We start from the raw sequence: 15,943 nt of genomic DNA, 5'->3' as shown, positions 1-15,943 counted from the left end.
GACGGCATGCGGTAAGAGATGTGTGGATGAGAACGGCACCTCGGGCGGGTGCCGGAAAGGAGGACCGTTTCGCCGGGTCAGCGTTCGACGGGGCGGACGGACACAGCCGACTGCGACAGCGCCTGCTCGACCCAGACGTCGGCTCCCCGGCCCACGGCAACCTGGCTCCTGGCCGCGAACTTCCTCGGCTGCCCGGCCACGTGCACCAGCACCTCGCCGTAGCCCTCGGCGGGGATCGCGGTCACCACCGAGCCGGATGCGCCGATCAAGTCGGCGTCACGCGGAGCGGCGCCCGAGGAGTCATGCACCAGAGCCCGGCTGAGCCGGTAGGTGAACCAGCCGGTGAGGACACCCGCCGGCACTCCGATCACCGTGGCGCCCACCGGGCCCAGCCCAGTGGTCCCCAGGACGATCGCCCCCGAGAAACCGAGCATGGACAGGAATCCGGCGATCACGGGCAGCGACAGCAGCCCGTCGAGCAGGCCGTCCAGAACGGAGACTCCGTCGAGCAGGCCCTCCAGTACGCCGTCAAGGACGAATGACAGGGCAAGGAGAACGACCCCCGCTATGCCGAGCCCGAGAAACCAGGCCATCCGCGCACACCGCCTCTCCTTGCCCTTCCCCCGTTGTCGCAGGCATCGTCACACGCGGACACCGGACGGTACATTGCCTGATTCCGGCAATCTTTACGCGGCTTTAATGCCGCACCCCGAACAGCTGGACGGTCGGCGGGTGAAGCCGGTGCCGATGCTCTGTGACACTGCGTCAGGAAGCTGTACCGTTCCCAGCGGTGTGACGGGAAGTCTGGTCGGCGATCTTGACGGAAGAAGGCGGAGATGCTTCGCCGAACGGGGGGCTCGACGTGGTGCTCGTGACGGTCTTCAGAATCGCCCTTGGCGCGGTACGCGCCCCTGCCCGGCGTCACCTCCGCCTGAGCCGGGGGTGCCGTACGGCATGATCACGTTCCCTCAGCCCGCGACTGGCGTGTCACGTCCGGGCCACATGATCGTGTGCGGGGACGACGCGCTCGCCGAGCGGCTGGCCGCCGAGCTCGCCACGGTGTACCGGGAGCGGGTCACTCTCGTCGTACCGTCCTTGCCGCGGCCCGGCGCGAGCACCGGAAGGGCGCGTGCCGCCGCGCTGCTCGGCCGGATACAGGCCGCCATGAACCGCACGGAGGGATCGGCCGATCCGGTCGCGACCGGCACAGCCCGCATCGTCGAGACGGCCGTCCTCGACGAAGCCGCCCTGGCCGGGATGGGCGTGCGTGAGGCCGCCGCGCTGGCGCTCGTGCATGACGACGACGAGACCAACATCCATGCCGCGCTGGCCGCCCGCCGTCTCAATCCCCGGCTGCGCCTGGTCATCCGGCTCTACAACCGCAAGCTCGGACAGCACTTGGAGGAGCTCCTCGACCAGGCCGCCACCCTCGCCGTGCCCGGCCTGGACCCCGAGGCTCTGGACACCTCCACCACCGTGCTGTCGGACGCCGACACCGCGGCACCCGCGCTCGCGGCCACCGCCGTCGCGGGCACCAGCAAGGTCGTCCAGGCCGACGGACTGCTGCTGCGTGCCGTGGAACGCACTCCACCCGGCCACGGCCGGGTCGCCGATCCAGGGCTGTGCACCCTGGCCCTGCTGTCGTCCACCACCAACGACCCCGCCGGAGCGGAAGGTTCGGACGCCAGCGGCCGGGAGGCGCCGATTCTGCTGCCGGACGACGACACGGTCGCGGGCGCCACCGGACGCGGCACGGTGGTCCTCGAAACGGTCACGCACACCTCTTCCGGTTCCGCACCGCGTCGGCTGGCGGGGCGCGGACTGCCGCTCGGCTCGCTGTTCTCGCGCCGACTGCGCTGGTCACTGGCCGGGCTCTTGGGGTGCGTCCTGGGGGTGGCCGTCGCCACCTGGCTGACCACCGGGCACCACCCGCTGCACGCCGCCTACCTCACCTTGCTCGATCTCTTCGCGATCGGCGACCCGGCCCTCGACGAGCCCACCGCGCGTCAGGTGCTCCAGCTTCTCGCCGGACTGGCCGGCCTGCTGCTGATGCCCGTGCTGCTCGCGGCCGTCCTGGAGGCGCTCGGTACATTCCGCACGGCTTCCGCGCTGCGCCGGCCACCCCGCGGCCTGTCCGGCCATGTCGTCCTGGTCGGCCTCGGCAAGATCGGCACTCGGGTCCTGGCCCGTCTGCGGGAGCTCGACATCCCCGTGGTGTGCGTCGAGGAGGACCCGGAAGCGCGCGGCATCCCGCTCGCCCGCCGCCTGCGCGTCCCCACCGTCCTTGGCGATGCCACCCAGGAGGGCGTTCTGGAGGCCGCAAAGATCCACCGGGCGCACTCCCTGCTGGCCCTCACCAGCCACGACACCACCAACCTCGAATCCGCCCTGTACGCACGCTCCGTCAAAGCGGACCTGCGGGTGGCCCTGCGCCTGTACGACGACGCCTTCGCCACCGCTGTCTACCGCACCCTGCGCACCGCCCACCCGCGCGCCCTCACCCGCAGCCGCAGCGTTTCGACCCTCGCGGCCCCCGCCTTCGCCGGAGCCATGATGGGCCGTCAGGTTCTGGGGGCCATACCCGTCGAGCGTCGCGTCCTGCTCTTCGCCGCCCTCGCTGTCGCCGGGCACCCGCAGCTGGAAGGGCGCACCATCGCCGAGTCGTTCCGTCCGGAGAAGTGGCGCGTTCTGGCCCTGGACACAGCCGATCCGGGCGAGCGGCTGCCGGACCTCGCCGCCACACCGACGCACCACGGTGCCGACCGTCCCCGCGGACTCGTATGGGACCTGCACCCCGGCTATGTCCTACGGCCCGAGGATCGTGTGGTACTCGCCGCGACGCGCCAGGGCCTGGCCGAACTCCTCGGCCGGCAGTCACGGCTGGGGGCGCGAACCACTGACGCATGAGGCGACCGTGCCTTCGGCGCTGCCTGGCCCATGTGTATGCACGTTCATCAGCTGTCCGGTGAACGGATCTCCGGCTCCGCATAACGGTCCGATATCGCTCGCTGGCACTTTCGACTGCGACTGTGAGTTATGTGACTTGAGTCACTAAACACATGGCAAAGGGCGTGGTAGAACTGCGCAACTCCGCAGGTGGAACCGCTCAACACCACACTGCGGAGCGGTCGGCATGCACCGGCAGCACGACCCGGGTGATCACGATCCGCATTCACGGACAGCCCGCCCAGCGTCGCCGATCGGACAACGGCGTTCGTTCAGAGACCGCACATCGACCGGCGGCACTTCCCCGTGCCCCGGGCTCGCACCATCGAGGTAGCCACTGTGTCACTCGACTCCGTCACCCAGAACGTCGACGAAGCCGTCAGCGATTTCTTCGAACCGATAGCCAAGTGGCTCGGAGAAGTCGTCTTCTACGCGGTTCCCGTCGGCGGAACGGAACTTCCCCTCATCGTCGCCTGGCTCGTCGTCGCCGGTCTGGTCTTCACCGGCTGGTTCGGGTTCGTGCAGGTCCGCAAGTTCAGACTCGCGGTCGACGTGGTGCGCGGGAAGTACGACGAGAAGGGGTCGGCCGGCGAGGTCAACCACTTCCAGGCCCTGACCGCCGCCGTCTCCGGCACGGTCGGCCTCGGCAACATCGCCGGTGTGGCCGTCGCCGTCTCCATCGGCGGCCCCGGCGCCACGTTCTGGATGATCCTGTGCGGCCTGCTCGGCATGGCCACCAAGTTCGTCGAGGTCACCCTCGGCGTGAAGTACCGCGAGGTGCACGCCGACGGCACCGTCTCCGGCGGCCCGATGCACTACCTGCCCAAGGGCCTCAAGGACCGCTTCGGCAACGGCGGCGCCAAGCTCGGCAAGGTGCTCGCCGTCCTGGCCTCGATCATGATCCTCTTCTTCGGTCTGTTCGGTGGCAACCTGTTCCAGACCAACCAGAGCTACGCGCAGGTCTCCTCGACCTTCGGCGGCGAGGACGGCTTCCTGGCCTCCTCCGCCGGTGCCGTCCTCTTCGGCCTGGTCGTCTCCGCGCTGGTCGGCCTGGTGCTGCTCGGCGGCATCCGCTCCATCGCCTCGGTCACCAGTCGGCTGGTGCCCGCGATGGCCGGTATCTACATCGTGGCCTGCCTGGTCGTCATCCTGGGCAACGTCACCGCGGTGCCGGACGCCTTCCAGGAAATCCTGCGGGGCGCCTTCCAGGCCGACGGCGTCGTCGGCGGTGTGCTCGGTGCCCTGATCATCGGTTTCCAGCGCGCCGCGTTCTCCAACGAGGCCGGTCTCGGCTCCGCCCCGATCGCCCACTCCGCGGTCAAGACCAAGCACCCCGCCAGCGAGGGTCTGGTCGCCCTGCTGGAGCCGTTCATCGACACGGTCGTCATCTGCACCATGACCGCGCTGACCATCGTCATCGCCGACCCGGCCAGCTGGGGCGAGGCCCGCGAGGGCAAGGACATCGGCGGAGTCACCATCACCTCCGACGCCTTCGAGACCGTGTTGCCCTGGTTCCCGACCGTGCTCACGATCGCGGTGCTGCTGTTCGCCTTCTCCACGATCCTGACCTGGGGCTACTACGGCCTCAAGGCCTGGTCGTACCTGTTCGGCAAGAGCAAGGCCAGCGAGACCGTCTTCAAGGTCGTCTGGAGCCTGTTCGTGATCCTGGGCTCCCTGATGTCCCTCGACTCGCTGATCAGCCTCGCCGACTCCGCGCTCTTCCTGCTGTCGGTCTTCAACATCATCGGCCTGTACCTGCTCGCCCCGGTCGTCAAGCGCGAGCTCGGCTCCTTCCTGGAGTTCGTCCGCGCCCGCAAGGCCGGCGAGATCAGCGACGACGGCGACGAAGACCAGGAGTCGGTGAAGACCACCGTCTGACCGCCCCCCCGGCGGCCCGGCTCCGGTACGGGCCCGTGCTCACCTCGCGCCTTGGTGGGTACGGGCCCGTACGTCTGCCCGGGAACGACCGCCTACGAACGACCGCCGAGCTCCGTCCCGTCGCGCCGCCGGTCCAGGTAGCCGATGGCCGGGGTCGCCATGACTCCGTGCAGCACCACCGAGATCACCACGGTGAGGGCCACGATCGCCCACAGCTCCCGTTCCAGCCCGCCGAAGGAGTCCTGCCCCAGCGCGTAGGACAGGTAGAACAGCGAACCGATGCCCCGGATCCCGAACAGGGCGACCACAGCACGCTCCTTCTTCCCTACGGCGCTCCGTGCCTGCGCCAGCCACCCGGTCAGCGGCCGCACAACCAGCAGCACCAGCACGCCCAGCACCGCGCCCATCAGCGTCAGGGCGGACAAGGCGCCGGCCACCAGATAGCCGCCGAGCAGGAACAGCAGCACGGCCGTGAGCAACCGCTCGATCTGCTCGGTGAACTCGTGCAGCACCTTGTGATAGCCGTGGCTGCGCTCGGCGGCCCGGATGACGCAGGCGGTCACGAACACGGACAGGAAGCCGTAGCCGTGGAGCACCTCTGCGATGCCGTACGACAGGAAGGTGGCGCCCAGCGCCACGAAGCCCTCCATGTGCTCGGACAGCCGCAGCGCCGACTTGCGGACCCGGAAGAACATCCACCCCAGCAGCCAGCCGACACCACCCCCGACGGCCAGCCCCACAGCGCACTTGCCCAGCAGGTCGGTCAGTACCCACGTGCCGATCCACTCGGCCGACCATCCCGTCCCGGCCGCCGCGGCGAGGGCGATCGCCGCGTAGACGAACGGAAAGGCGAGTCCGTCGTTCAGCCCCGCCTCACTGGTCAGGGAGAACCGCACCTCGTCCTCGTCGCGCTCGGTACCCAGCGGCTCGCCCACCCGCACCTCACCGGCCAGCACGGGATCCGTCGGCGCGAGCACGGCCCCCAGCAGCAGAGCGGCGGCGGGCGGCCAGTCGAGCAGCCCCCAGGCCAGCAGGGCGACGACCGCCACGGTCAGCGGCATCGTGATGCCCAGCAACCGCCACGTACTGGACCACCGGCGCCACCCGAAGGGCCGGTCGATGGCGAGCCCCGCGCCCATCAGCGACACGATCACACACACCTCGGTGGTGTGTTCGACCCACAGGCGCTCACGAACGGGATCCACGGCCGGCACGCCCACCGGCAGCAACTCGATCAGAACCCCCGCGGCGAGGAAGACCATGGGCAGGGACAACGGCCGCCTGGACACCACCCGGGGCAGCACGGCAGCCCCCAGCGCCCCCAGGCCCAGAAAGACGTAGACCACGTCCGAAAGCGTCACTGCGACCTCCTGCCCGACGTGATCACTCCAGGCCAGGTGTGTACCCCGTCCGCACCGGTGCCTCGCCCGAGTACGTCACCGAGCCCGCTGCCTGCCCGTTTGCGGCCCCGAGGTGGGGGTGGGCCGACGGGCCGGCTCCGGTTAGGGTGTGAAGAACGCGTCAAGCAGGGCGCGGGGTGTGCCGGGAAGTCTGGTCGGCGTCCGTAGGGCGTGTGCCCGTTTCGCCGACACCCCGGAGGTTCGCCGTCTTGGCCGCCACCCCACCCCGCACCCCGTTCCTCGGTCGCCTCTCGTGGCCCGAACGACAGGCAGTGGCCCGTGCTCTGCGCACCGAGACGGTGGGCGGTCTTGTCCTGCTGGCCGCCGCGGTGGTCGCGCTGGTATGGGCGAACACTCCACTCAGCAGCGCCTACACCACCATCCGCGACTTCCACTTCGGGATACCCGCACTGGGACTGGACCTCTCGGTCGGCCACTGGACCTCCGACGGACTACTGACCGTCTTCTTCCTGGTCGCCGGGATCGAGCTGAAGCGGGAACTGGTCGTCGGTTCCCTGCGCACCCCGGCGACGGCTGCTCTGCCCGTCATCGCCGCTGTGTGCGGCATGGCCCTTCCCGCCGCCTTCTACGCCGTCACGGTCGCGGCCGGCGGCGGCAGCATGGACGGCTGGGCGGTGCCGATGGCCACCGACATCGCCTTCGCCCTGGCGGTCCTGGCGGTCATGTCCACCCACCTGCCGACCGCCCTGCGGGCCTTCCTGCTGACCTCGCGGTGGTCGACGACCTCGGCGCGATCCTGATCATCGCCCTGTTCTTCACCTCGGACCTCAACTACTGGGCGCTGGCGGGGGCGTTCGCCGGGCTGGTCGTCTTCTACGTCCTGCAGCGGCGACGGGTTCGGGGCTGGTGGTGGTACGTGCCGCTCGGGGTGGCGATCTGGGCGCTGCTCTACAACGGCGGCATCCACGCCACCGTCGCGGGAGTCGCCATGGGCCTGATCCTGCGCACGGTCCGCGACCGGAACGAAGAGGAATCACCCGCAGAACGCACCGGTCATCTGCTGCACCCTCTCTCCGCCGGCGTGTGCGTGCCGCTGTTCGCGCTGTTCGCCGCCGGGGTCAGCGTCTCCGGCGACGCGCTGGGCAAGGTGTTCACCACCCCAGAACCCCTCGGCGTGATCGCCGGGCTCGTCGCGGGCAAGATCCTCGGGATCTTCGCCGGAACCTACCTCGCCGCCCGCTTCACCCGCGCGCGGCTCAATCCCGCCCTGGCCTGGGCCGACGTCCTCGCCTTGGCGACCCTGGCCGGGATCGGCTTCACGGTCGCCCTGCTCATCGGCGAACTGGCCTTCCCCGGCACCGCCGTCGGCGAGCACGTCAAGGCCGCCGTCCTGATCGCATCGCTCACCGCCGCCCTGCTGGCCGCCCTGCTCCTGCGCCGCAGGAACGCCGTGTACCGGCGCCTGTACGAGGAAGAGAACCTCGACGAGGACGCCGACGGCGTCCCCGACATCTACCAGCGCACCGAAGCAGGCGGCGCATGACCTGGCCACCACCGCGCCGTCACCTGCTCACCGCAGTGGCCGATCTGCTGTTCTGCGGTCCGGCAACCGTGGCCGCCGTGTAGGGGTGCCGCGTTGCGGTAAGCGTGCCGCGCCGGCTGCGCAGCGGCCTTCGGGCGCGACAAACGTGCCCGGTCCTCCCGCGGGGTCGGGAAGTCCCACGGCGTTCCTCGGTGACAACCGGGGGCGGGCTCAACCGCGGGAAGTCTGTCCACGGCGCGGTGTCTGGGGCGACTTGGCGGCCTCGGCCTCGGCCTTGGCGTCGCTCACCGCGGCGGCGGCCTGTTTCCCGGCCTCGTTCGCTGCCGTGGCGGCGGACGATGCCGTCCAGCCCGCATCCAGCTCCGGAGTGCCGCCCTCGTCCGACGACGGGCCGGCACCGGCGTCGGCTGCTTCCTCGGGTGGCGCCGCCGGCTGGTCACCGAATGCGCGGGTGACGGTGCGGATCGCCTCGGTCAGCTCCCCGGGGATCACCCAGAAGGTGTTGTTGTCACTGCTCGCCAGGTGCGGCAGCGTCTCCAGGTACTTGTAGGCCAGGATCTTCGGGTCGGCGTTGTTGCGGTGGACGGCCTGGAAGACGAGCTCCACCGCCTTGGCCTCGCCGTTCGATTCGCCCTCCTTATGGGGCCTTCCCTTCCAAGCTACCGCCCGGTGACGCCTTCGAGACGGTCCTGCCCTGGTTCCCGTGCGTCCTCACCGGACCAGGATCGGCGAGGAAACGCTCTACTCCTTGCTGACGAGCGGTGATGCGGGTCGTCCCGGGGCCGGGGCGGCAGGACCCGTGGGGACCCGGTCCAAGACATCGTCCGACTGCGTCGAGACCATGTCTCCGGGCGTGTCGACACCGTTGCCGGAGTCGCTGGAGAACTGGGACGTCGCTCCCAGGACCACGACGATCGCCGTAACCAGCCCGAGGACTCGGCCGATGAGCCGGCGTCTGGCTCGGACATCCATGTCCTGCCACGCCGGCCCCTGCCACGGGGCCTCAGGGTCGTACAGCTCGCCGACAGCTTCGATCTGCTCTTGCCCGTCCTGCCGGTGAGAAGCAATACGCTCGCCTGCTCGGAGCCGCTCGACCCGGTCCATGCGTTCCTGTGCGGACGGCTCCTTGGGGGCGGATTCATCGATGGCCCGCTCGCTGTCCCGGAGGAACTGCTGCCAGAACTCGTCCGTACTCATCGCCCCCCTGTACCGATCCTGTGGACATCAGCGAGGCAGGACCACTCACCTCAACCGGTGGGCATCGACGGTACCTCTTCCACGATCACCTCTCCACGAACGGGAGTTGGCCGCTTGTCGCGGAGGAGGCAGGCGGCACGCTTCCGTATCCCGGCAGGATTCCCCGGCTCCGGCTGCCGTCAGGGCCCTGTCAATGGTGCGTAAGGAATGTGTAAGGTCATGGGCGGTGTGCCGGGAAGCCTGGTCGGCGTTTTGGGGAAGTGCTCTGTCGCTGATCGGGGTTGTCCGTGGTACTCGTCGCTGTCTTCGGTGTGGCACTGCTGGTCGCGGTACTGCTGTCCGGGCTCGCCGCCCGCACGGTGCTGTCCACCTCCTTTCTCTTCCTGGTCGGCGGAGCCCTGGTCAGTGACGGGTTCCTGGGCCTGATCCACATCACGCCGGACAGTGCGATCGTGGCCACGACGGCGGACCTGGCGCTGTTCGCGGTGCTGTTCACGGACGGCCAGCACGTCTCGTTCTCCAAACTGCGCGCCAACTGGCGCAACCCCGCACGCGCTCTGGGACTGGGGATGCCGCTGGCCTTCGTGTTCATGGCGCTCGTCACGCACTTTCTGGTCGGCCTGGATTGGACGACGTCGTTCCTGGTTGGCGCGGTCCTGGCACCGACTGATCCCGTGTTCGCCTCGGCGATCGTTGGCCGCAAGGAAGTGCCCTCCAAACTGCGTGAGTTGCTGAACGTGGAGAGCGGCATCAACGACGGCCTCGCCCTGCCGATCGTCCTCATCCTGATCGCGGCTGCGGGCCCGACGGCCGGCACCGCGGAAGCGTCGCTGGGGAAGATCGCCCTGGAGCTTCTGCTCGGGCTCCTCTTCGGCGTCCTGCTGCCCCTCCTCGTCAACGGCCTCGTCCGCTTCCGGCTGCTGGGCGCGGAACCGAAGCTGCAGCCCCTGCTGCCGCTGGCCACCGGAATCCTCCTGTACGCAACCTGCCACCTCACGCACGCCAACCCCTACCTGGCCGCCTTCTCCGCCGGCGCGGTACTGGTCGCCGTGTCTCCGGAGGCGAAGGAAGCCTTCGAGCCGCTGGGCGAGGCACTGGCGGAACTGGCGAAGTTCGCCGCGCTGCTGGTGTTCGGTGCGCTGCTGACACCTCAACTGTTCGGGGACCTGTCGCTGGGCGGGTACGCAGCGGTGGTGCTGGCGATCGTGCTGATCCGGCCTGCATCCATGCTGATCTCCTTGATCGGCACGCGCTTCAACCGCCGGGAGAAGCTGACCGCCGCCTGGTTCGGGCCGAAGGGCTTCGCCTCGGTGGTCTATGGCCTGCTGGTGCTGCAGTCCGGCATTCCGCAGGCTGAGGAGGCCTACACGCTGATCGCGGTGTGCATCGCGTTCTCGATCATCGCGCACAGCTCCACGGACGTGCCGATCGCCCGCATGTTCGATGTGGAGGATCTGGTCGGCATCCCCAGCGAGGAGGAGAACAGCACGAAAGCAGACGCGGTGGTAGCCGGACGCCGTGACATCGCCGACGATGCCTGAGCTGAGTGCTTGATACTCCGCTTGCGCTGGTCCTCATTGGTCCGGACAGCACTTCATCAGGCCCGAAGCTGCCGCTGACCGGGGCTGACGGCAAGGTGGTCAAGGACGCAAAGGGCAAGACTCGCATGGTCGAGACGTGCGCCAAGATCGCGCAGTCCGGTGCGCCGCAGGAGCCCGGCCGGTCCCCGGCCGGGGATAAGCGGTCCACCAGCACGCACGCAGAAGGCCGCAAGACGGAGACCGTCGAGGTCAGGCCGTCCGTTCCGCCCGCACACTGACCTGATGGACATGCCGGAGGAGAAGGGCACCGTATGAGCAGGCTGCTGGAAGCGGTGTGTGCGCTGACGGTGGGCGTCCTCGTTGCGCTCCTCGTGTGGGGTGCCGACCCTGGCGCCGTGCGGGTGGCGTGGCGGGAAGGCGAGCTGAGCGGTGTGACGGTCGTCTTCGTAGCGGTGTGTGCGCTGTGGCTGGTGCTGTGGCGCAGGCGTACGGGGCGCGGCCGGCCGGCATGGCCGCTTGTCGTGCTGCTGTGCGGTGCGGCTGTGACGCTGGTCGGGGCGGCCATGGCCGGTTGACCGGCGCAGGCAGGTGTGGGGCTTCCCGTTCTTGTGGGCGGGGGAGCCCCACTGGCGTTCTCGGACATCCTGATGCCCACGCACCTGCGGACCGGATACGCAGGCCGTCCGGCGGAGCGGGACGCGTTCCAACCGTGGGTCTTCTTCAGGCAAGTCGCCCGACGGCGCTTTGCAAGATCAACCGCTCCACCAGGTCGGGATGGCGCGCCGCATCGTGGCCGCCGTCGGGCCTCCCCCAGAGATGCCCACAACGGCGGCGACGTTGCCGATACCGAGGTGCTCGCGCAGCGCCCGGGGGACGTCGGCGAAACCGCTCACCGAGGTGCCGGTCGACAGTGGCGTACGACCGTAGCCGGGACGTGAGGGCGCGAGGACCGTGCAGCCGGACTCGGCGAACACCTCCATGAGAGCACGTCGGCACTGTCGGGACCACGAACGGCTTCCGCAGGTCAGCGAAACGCTCATCACCTGGGCGTCCATTACGTTGATGACCCGCCGCCGGACCCGTCACCCGACACGACGACGGGGCCGGAGGCTCCCGGTTGCGGCCGCCACCTGACGCCTCCCACACGCGCCTCCGTCTCCATCATTCGACGGTCTTGCTCGACCGGGACCATGCCAGGTGTCTGAGCGCCCGCCACAACCGGCTCGGCCGTCGGCGACGCCGGGCGTCTGTCGGGGACTCCGTGAACTCCGGTAATGCAGCAACGACGAAGGTCTCCCCCAGGACGGCGAGCGCAAGACCGTGCGGGGGCCGGCGGTCCGGCCTGGACGCATAGCAATCTGTCATGGAGCCAGCCTCGTCAGCAGTGTGCTGAGGCGTCCAACACCTGTTTCTCCTGCGTTTAGGCAATTCCGTTGTGAATCAAGTCGAGTTGGTGAGAATGGAGGCGTGCGCCATGACATCAGTCCCAGGCTGTTGCGCGCGTTCGTGGCCGTCGCGGAGGAACTGCACTTCACCCGGGCCGCGGCCCGCCTGTTCATCGCGCAGCAGGCGCTCAGCCGGGACATCCGGCGCTTGGAGCAGGCGTGGGGCAGGGCCCTGTTCGACCGGGACACCCGGCACGTCGCCCTCACCCCCGAGGGGAAGCGCCTGCTGCCCATCGTGCGCCGCGTCCTGTCCGCCCATGCGCAGCTGAGCGAGGAACTGGACCACACACAGGTTTCCGGAAACGCCCGCCCCTTGATCGTGGATGTCGCCCTCCACGGTTCCACTGGTCCTCCAGTACTGGCAGCGGCCCGTGAAGCAGCTCCCGACCTGGAATTCGTCCCCCGGTTCCACAGCGGCCTGGCGCGGGCAGCGGCCGAGATAGCGGACGGTCGGCTGGATGTCTCATTCGGCCGCGTCGCCGGGCTGCCGCCAACTGTCCGCGACGGTCTTGAACACCGACTGATCCGCTACGACCAGTTGGCCGTCCACCTGCCTCCTGGCCATCGGCTGACTGCCCTGCCACGGGTTCCGCTGGCAGCGCTGGCAGGCGAAACCGTCTACGCCGCCGCAGGCAATGAAGACACCACCGAGTGGACGGACTACGCGCGCACCCTGTTCGCGGGCCGCGGCATCAAGCTGGCACCGCCCTTCCCGAAGATCGAGGGCGAGGTTGAATTCAGACGAGTCATGGACAAGCACAGCTGGTCGGTTCTGGCCAACATCAGAGTGAGCGCTCTGATCGACGCCGCTCAAGCCCTCGGCACAGCTGAGGGGTGGCTCGAACGCCCCTCAGACTCCTGGCTCCCCGACATTGACATCGCCATCACAACAGACCGGAACAGACTTCAGACAGACCAGCGGCCGTCGAAAATGTGAAACAGGCACTGAGCCGGATCGTGATGACGGGGCTGTGGCGGCTTCTCTCCCGGGCCGTGCGGTACGCGGGGCGGCGGGGCTGGTCGGGCCGCTCGGCATGGTCGGTGCGATGGTGATGTGGGCCGGTGGAGTGACCGTGGGCTGGGCCCTGGTGCACTGGCCGCACCTGACGGAAGGCTTCACCTTCTCCAGCTCGCTGGAGCCGGCCGAGCACTCGGGACCGGTGGACGCCCTCTACATCTCCCTGGTGATCGTCGCCACCCTCGGCCTGGGCGACATCGCCCCGCGGAGGGCCGGCTGCGCGTCGTCGCACCCCTCGAAGCCCTGGTGGGCTTCGTGCTGCTGACAGCAACCGTCTCCTGGGTCCTCGGCATCTATCCCGCTGTGGCCCGGCGCCGGAGCCGCGGTGCTGGACGGACTCGCTCGCGACATCGCCCGGGTCTGCGTGGACTTCACCCAGTACCCCGAGTCCTATTACTTCCACGACGGCCCCGGCGACACCTCGCTGGCCCGGACGATCGGCTTCGCGGCCGACTGGCCGAGCAGGCGCGGCGGGCGGAACACACGGATGTCCGCCTCGCGGCTTCGGTGCTCGCCGCAGCACTCGACGACCTCGCCGCCGTACTCGACGACCGCTTCCTGCACACGCGGGACACCGCGCCCCAACAGGTCCTGACCACCTATGCGCACGATCACGGAAGTCGCTGAGCCCTGAGGCCTCCGCGGCCCACCGCATGGGCATCCGCAGGTACGGCTGCCTGGGCCGGGCCCGTAGTGGCGCCTCGGCATCGCACGGGGCATGCTCCCCGGGAGGGACTCACGGGTAGGGTGTGCGGCCGGGATCTTGGCGAGCATGCCGCGCCGGTGGGCAAAGACAACGACCGTCGTGCAGACGGGGGAGGGACAGCCATGGTGGGCCTGGCGACGCGGTTGCGGTCATGGTCGGCGCTGCTCACCGCCCACCCCGCCCGCGCGGTCGTCGTGGCGTTCGCGCTGGTGGTCCTTCTCGGCACTGTGCTGCTGTCCCTGCCCTTCGCCTCGGAGCGGGGTTCCTCGCCCGGTTTCGTGACCGCGCTGTTCACGGCCACCTCGGCGGTGTGCGTGACAGGCCTGGCCGTGGTGGACACCGGAACGTACTGGAGCGGCTTCGGTGAGGGCGTGATCCTGGCCCTGATCCAGGTCGGCGGTTTCGGCATCATGACCCTGGCGTCACTGCTGGCGGTGCTGATCTCGGGCCGGCTGCGGCTGCGCATGCAGCTGACCGCTCAGGCGGAGACCAAGAGCCTGGGCATCGGTGACGTACGGCGCGTGCTGCTGGGCGTGGCCGGTACCACGATGGTCGTGGAACTCGCGGTCGGCGCGGTGCTGTCCCTGCGCTTCCGGTACGGCTACGGCGAAGACATCGGCAGCGCCGTGTACCTCGGCTACTTCCACGCCGTGTCGGCGTTCAACAACGCCGGTTTCGGGTTGCACGCCGACAGCCTCACCCGCTACGCCCAGGACCCCTGGGTGACCCTGCCCGTCGCCGCCGCGGTGATCCTGGGAGGGCTCGGTTTCCCGGTGCTGCTGGAACTGATGCGCCACCGCCGCCGGCGTCGTACGACGGGGCACCGCACCTGGAGCCTGCACGCCAAACTCACCCTGAGCGCCACCGTCGTTCTGCTCGTCGCCGGAACGCTGCTGACCTGCCTGCTGGAGTGGACCAACCCCGGCACGCTCGGCCCGCACACCACGGCGGGCAAGATCCTCGACGGCTTCTTCCACTCCGCCATGAGCCGCACGGCCGGCTTCAACGCGATCGACGTCGGCGCGCTGCACTCCTCGACGCTGCTGATGACGTGTGTGCTGATGTTCATCGGCGGAGGCAGCGCCGGTACCGCGGGCGGGATCAAGGTCACCACCTTCGCGGTGCTGCTCGCCGCGATCGTCGCCGAAGTGCGGGGCGAGCCCACCTCCACGGTGCTGGGCCGCCGTCTGGCACCGCACGCACTGCGCCAGGCCCTGACGGTTGCGCTGCTCGGGGTGGGCCTCGTCATGGGCTCGACGCTCGTCCTGCTCACGCTCATCGACGAGCCCATGGACGCGGTGCTGTTCGAGACCGTGTCCGCCTTCGCCACGGTCGGTCTGTCCACCGGTATCACCGCCGACCTGCCCACGGCCGGGCAACTGCTGCTGGTCGTCCTGATGTTCGTCGGCCGCCTCGGCCCCATCACGCTCGTCTCGGCCCTCGCCCTGCGCGAGCGCACCCGCCGTTACGACCTGCCAGAGGAGCGACCCGTCATTGGTTAACAAGCTGCACGCCCTGCGCCGTCGCCACCGCAAGCGCCCGACGGAGACCGACGTTCATGGCGGTGACCAGCGCGTCGCCGTCATCGGGCTCGGCCGCTTCGGATCCTCGCTGGCCAGCGAGCTGATGCGGCGCGGCTGGGACGTCCTCGGCATCGACACCGACGCCCGACTCGTCCAGAAGTACAGCGACGGGCTCACCCACGCCGCCGTCGCCGACTGCACTGACCCTGAGGTGCTGCGCCAGCTCGGCGTGCACGAGATCACCAGCGCTGTCGTCGCCATCGGAACCGATATCGAGGCGTCCATCCTGGTCAGTTCCAATCTGCTGGAGGCCGAGGTGCCCAACATCTGGGCCAAAGCCATCAGCCGCCAGCACGGCCAGATCCTCGAGCGCCTCGGTGTGCACCATGTCGTCCTGCCCGAGCACGAGATGGGTGAGCGCGTCGCCCACCTGGTCACGGGCCGGATGCTGGACTTCATCGAGTTCGACGACGACTACGCCCTGGTGAAAACCGTCGCCCCGGACATCGCCACCGGCGTGCCGCTCGGCCAGAGCCAAGTCCGCAGCCGGTACGGCGTCACCGTGGTCGGCATCAAGCGGCCGGGAGAGGGCTTCTCCTACGCCACCGCCGAGACGGTCGTCCAGAAGGGCGACGTCATCGTCGTCACCGGCAAGACCCGCGCGGTGGAGTCGTTCGCCGAGCTCAGCTGAAGCCCCGTTCCGGCAGCTATTTGTCCGCGCGATAGAGCTTGAGGTCTCTGTTCACGAAGAGGTGCACGAATCCGCACCGCCAGCGATCACTGCC

At 69.3% G+C, this 15,943-nt stretch carries 13 protein-coding genes and 2 pseudogenes; 9 read left to right on the top strand and 6 right to left on the bottom strand.

The genetic code is table 11. The features are described from left to right. Positions 1 to 77: 77 nt before the first annotated feature. Positions 78 to 593 (bottom strand): hypothetical protein, encoded by a 516-nt coding sequence (locus ACSUPV_RS20270; protein ID WP_436948064.1) that lies wholly within the window; start codon positions 591 to 593, stop codon positions 78 to 80. Between the two features lie 361 nt (positions 594 to 954). Here ACSUPV_RS20270 and ACSUPV_RS20265 point away from each other — a divergent pair, with 361 nt between their 5' ends. Both ACSUPV_RS20265 and ACSUPV_RS20260 read left to right on the top strand, forming a co-directional pair. Continuing rightward, positions 955 to 2,907, top strand: coding sequence for an NAD-binding protein (locus ACSUPV_RS20265; RefSeq protein ID WP_436948063.1), 1,953 nt, complete (start codon positions 955 to 957; stop codon positions 2,905 to 2,907). Positions 2,908 to 3,285: 378 nt separating this feature from the next. After that, the gene (locus ACSUPV_RS20260; protein ID WP_382615810.1) at positions 3,286 to 4,824 is read left to right on the top strand and encodes an alanine/glycine:cation symporter family protein; all 1,539 of its coding nucleotides are present in this window, start codon (positions 3,286 to 3,288) and stop codon (positions 4,822 to 4,824) included. A gap of 92 nt (positions 4,825 to 4,916) precedes the next feature. Here ACSUPV_RS20260 and ACSUPV_RS20255 read toward each other — a convergent pair whose 3' ends face one another. Then, on the bottom strand, positions 4,917 to 6,185 hold the full coding sequence (locus ACSUPV_RS20255; RefSeq protein ID WP_382615808.1) for a cation:proton antiporter domain-containing protein: 1,269 nt from the start codon (positions 6,183 to 6,185) through the stop codon (positions 4,917 to 4,919). Positions 6,186 to 6,433: 248 nt separating this feature from the next. Between ACSUPV_RS20255 and nhaA the strand changes: the two are divergent. Beyond that, positions 6,434 to 7,728 (top strand): annotated as a pseudogene (gene nhaA / locus ACSUPV_RS20250) (Na+/H+ antiporter NhaA). A 210-nt stretch (positions 7,729 to 7,938) separates the two neighbouring features. Here nhaA and ACSUPV_RS20245 read toward each other — a convergent pair. Both ACSUPV_RS20245 and ACSUPV_RS20240 read right to left on the bottom strand, forming a co-directional pair. Beyond that, positions 7,939 to 8,355, bottom strand: a pseudogene (locus tag ACSUPV_RS20245) (SPFH domain-containing protein); the annotation flags it as partial. A gap of 114 nt (positions 8,356 to 8,469) precedes the next feature. Further along, positions 8,470 to 8,925, bottom strand: coding sequence for a hypothetical protein (locus tag ACSUPV_RS20240; RefSeq protein WP_382615804.1), 456 nt, complete (start codon positions 8,923 to 8,925; stop codon positions 8,470 to 8,472). Between the two features lie 287 nt (positions 8,926 to 9,212). Here ACSUPV_RS20240 and ACSUPV_RS20235 point away from each other — a divergent pair, with 287 nt between their 5' ends. Further along, the gene (locus ACSUPV_RS20235) at positions 9,213 to 10,466 is read left to right on the top strand and encodes a cation:proton antiporter (RefSeq protein WP_382615802.1); all 1,254 of its coding nucleotides are present in this window, start codon (positions 9,213 to 9,215) and stop codon (positions 10,464 to 10,466) included. A gap of 311 nt (positions 10,467 to 10,777) precedes the next feature. Beyond that, complete coding sequence (locus tag ACSUPV_RS20230) at positions 10,778 to 11,041, top strand: hypothetical protein (RefSeq protein ID WP_382615800.1); 264 nt, start codon at positions 10,778 to 10,780, stop codon at positions 11,039 to 11,041. 177 nt (positions 11,042 to 11,218) lie between these two features. Here ACSUPV_RS20230 and ACSUPV_RS20225 read toward each other — a convergent pair whose 3' ends face one another. Next, entirely contained in the window at positions 11,219 to 11,446 is a 228-nt protein-coding gene (locus ACSUPV_RS20225; protein ID WP_382615799.1) for an alpha/beta fold hydrolase, read from the bottom strand. A gap of 487 nt (positions 11,447 to 11,933) precedes the next feature. Between ACSUPV_RS20225 and ACSUPV_RS20220 the strand changes: the two genes are divergently transcribed. Both ACSUPV_RS20220 and ACSUPV_RS20215 read left to right on the top strand, forming a co-directional pair. Further along, positions 11,934 to 12,848 (top strand): LysR family transcriptional regulator, encoded by a 915-nt coding sequence (locus ACSUPV_RS20220; RefSeq protein ID WP_436948059.1) that lies wholly within the window; start codon positions 11,934 to 11,936, stop codon positions 12,846 to 12,848. A 34-nt stretch (positions 12,849 to 12,882) separates the two neighbouring features. Continuing rightward, positions 12,883 to 13,194 (top strand): ion channel, encoded by a 312-nt coding sequence (locus ACSUPV_RS20215; protein ID WP_382615797.1) that lies wholly within the window; start codon positions 12,883 to 12,885, stop codon positions 13,192 to 13,194. A gap of 128 nt (positions 13,195 to 13,322) precedes the next feature. Here ACSUPV_RS20215 and ACSUPV_RS20210 read toward each other — a convergent pair whose 3' ends face one another. Next, entirely contained in the window at positions 13,323 to 13,493 is a 171-nt protein-coding gene (locus ACSUPV_RS20210; protein WP_382615795.1) for a hypothetical protein, read from the bottom strand. Positions 13,494 to 13,757: 264 nt separating this feature from the next. On the opposite strand from ACSUPV_RS20210, the gene ACSUPV_RS20205 reads away from it, so the two are divergent. Together ACSUPV_RS20205 and ACSUPV_RS20200 are read left to right on the top strand one after the other, a co-directional pair. Then, positions 13,758 to 15,137, top strand: coding sequence for a TrkH family potassium uptake protein (locus tag ACSUPV_RS20205; RefSeq protein ID WP_382615793.1), 1,380 nt, complete (start codon positions 13,758 to 13,760; stop codon positions 15,135 to 15,137). Continuing rightward, on the top strand, positions 15,130 to 15,849 hold the full coding sequence (locus ACSUPV_RS20200) for a potassium channel family protein (RefSeq protein ID WP_382615791.1): 720 nt from the start codon (positions 15,130 to 15,132) through the stop codon (positions 15,847 to 15,849). The genes ACSUPV_RS20205 and ACSUPV_RS20200 overlap by 8 nt, the downstream gene beginning before the upstream one ends. The last annotated feature ends 94 nt before the right edge of the window (positions 15,850 to 15,943 follow it).

The organism is Streptomyces sp. SudanB52_2052, from assembly GCF_964272415.1.
Taxonomy (GTDB): domain Bacteria; phylum Actinomycetota; class Actinomycetes; order Streptomycetales; family Streptomycetaceae; genus Streptomyces; species Streptomyces olindensis.
Note: the sequence above shows the minus strand (reverse complement) of the source record. Positions and strands in the feature narration are given on the sequence as shown.

What these genes read in the sequence shown, in the direction of transcription:
- ACSUPV_RS20270 (WP_436948064.1), bottom strand. Translation starts at nt 593, where the DNA reads ATGGCCTGGTTTCTCGGGCTCGGCATAGCGGGGGTCGTTCTCCTTGCC.
- ACSUPV_RS20265 (WP_436948063.1), top strand. Translation starts at nt 955, where the DNA reads ATGATCACGTTCCCTCAGCCCGCGACTGGCGTGTCACGTCCGGGCCAC.
- ACSUPV_RS20240 (WP_382615804.1), bottom strand. Translation starts at nt 8,925, where the DNA reads ATGAGTACGGACGAGTTCTGGCAGCAGTTCCTCCGGGACAGCGAGCGG.
- ACSUPV_RS20230 (WP_382615800.1), top strand. Translation starts at nt 10,778, where the DNA reads ATGAGCAGGCTGCTGGAAGCGGTGTGTGCGCTGACGGTGGGCGTCCTC.
- ACSUPV_RS20225 (WP_382615799.1), bottom strand. Translation starts at nt 11,446, where the DNA reads ATGGAGGTGTTCGCCGAGTCCGGCTGCACGGTCCTCGCGCCCTCACGT.
- ACSUPV_RS20205 (WP_382615793.1), top strand. Translation starts at nt 13,758, where the DNA reads ATGGTGGGCCTGGCGACGCGGTTGCGGTCATGGTCGGCGCTGCTCACC.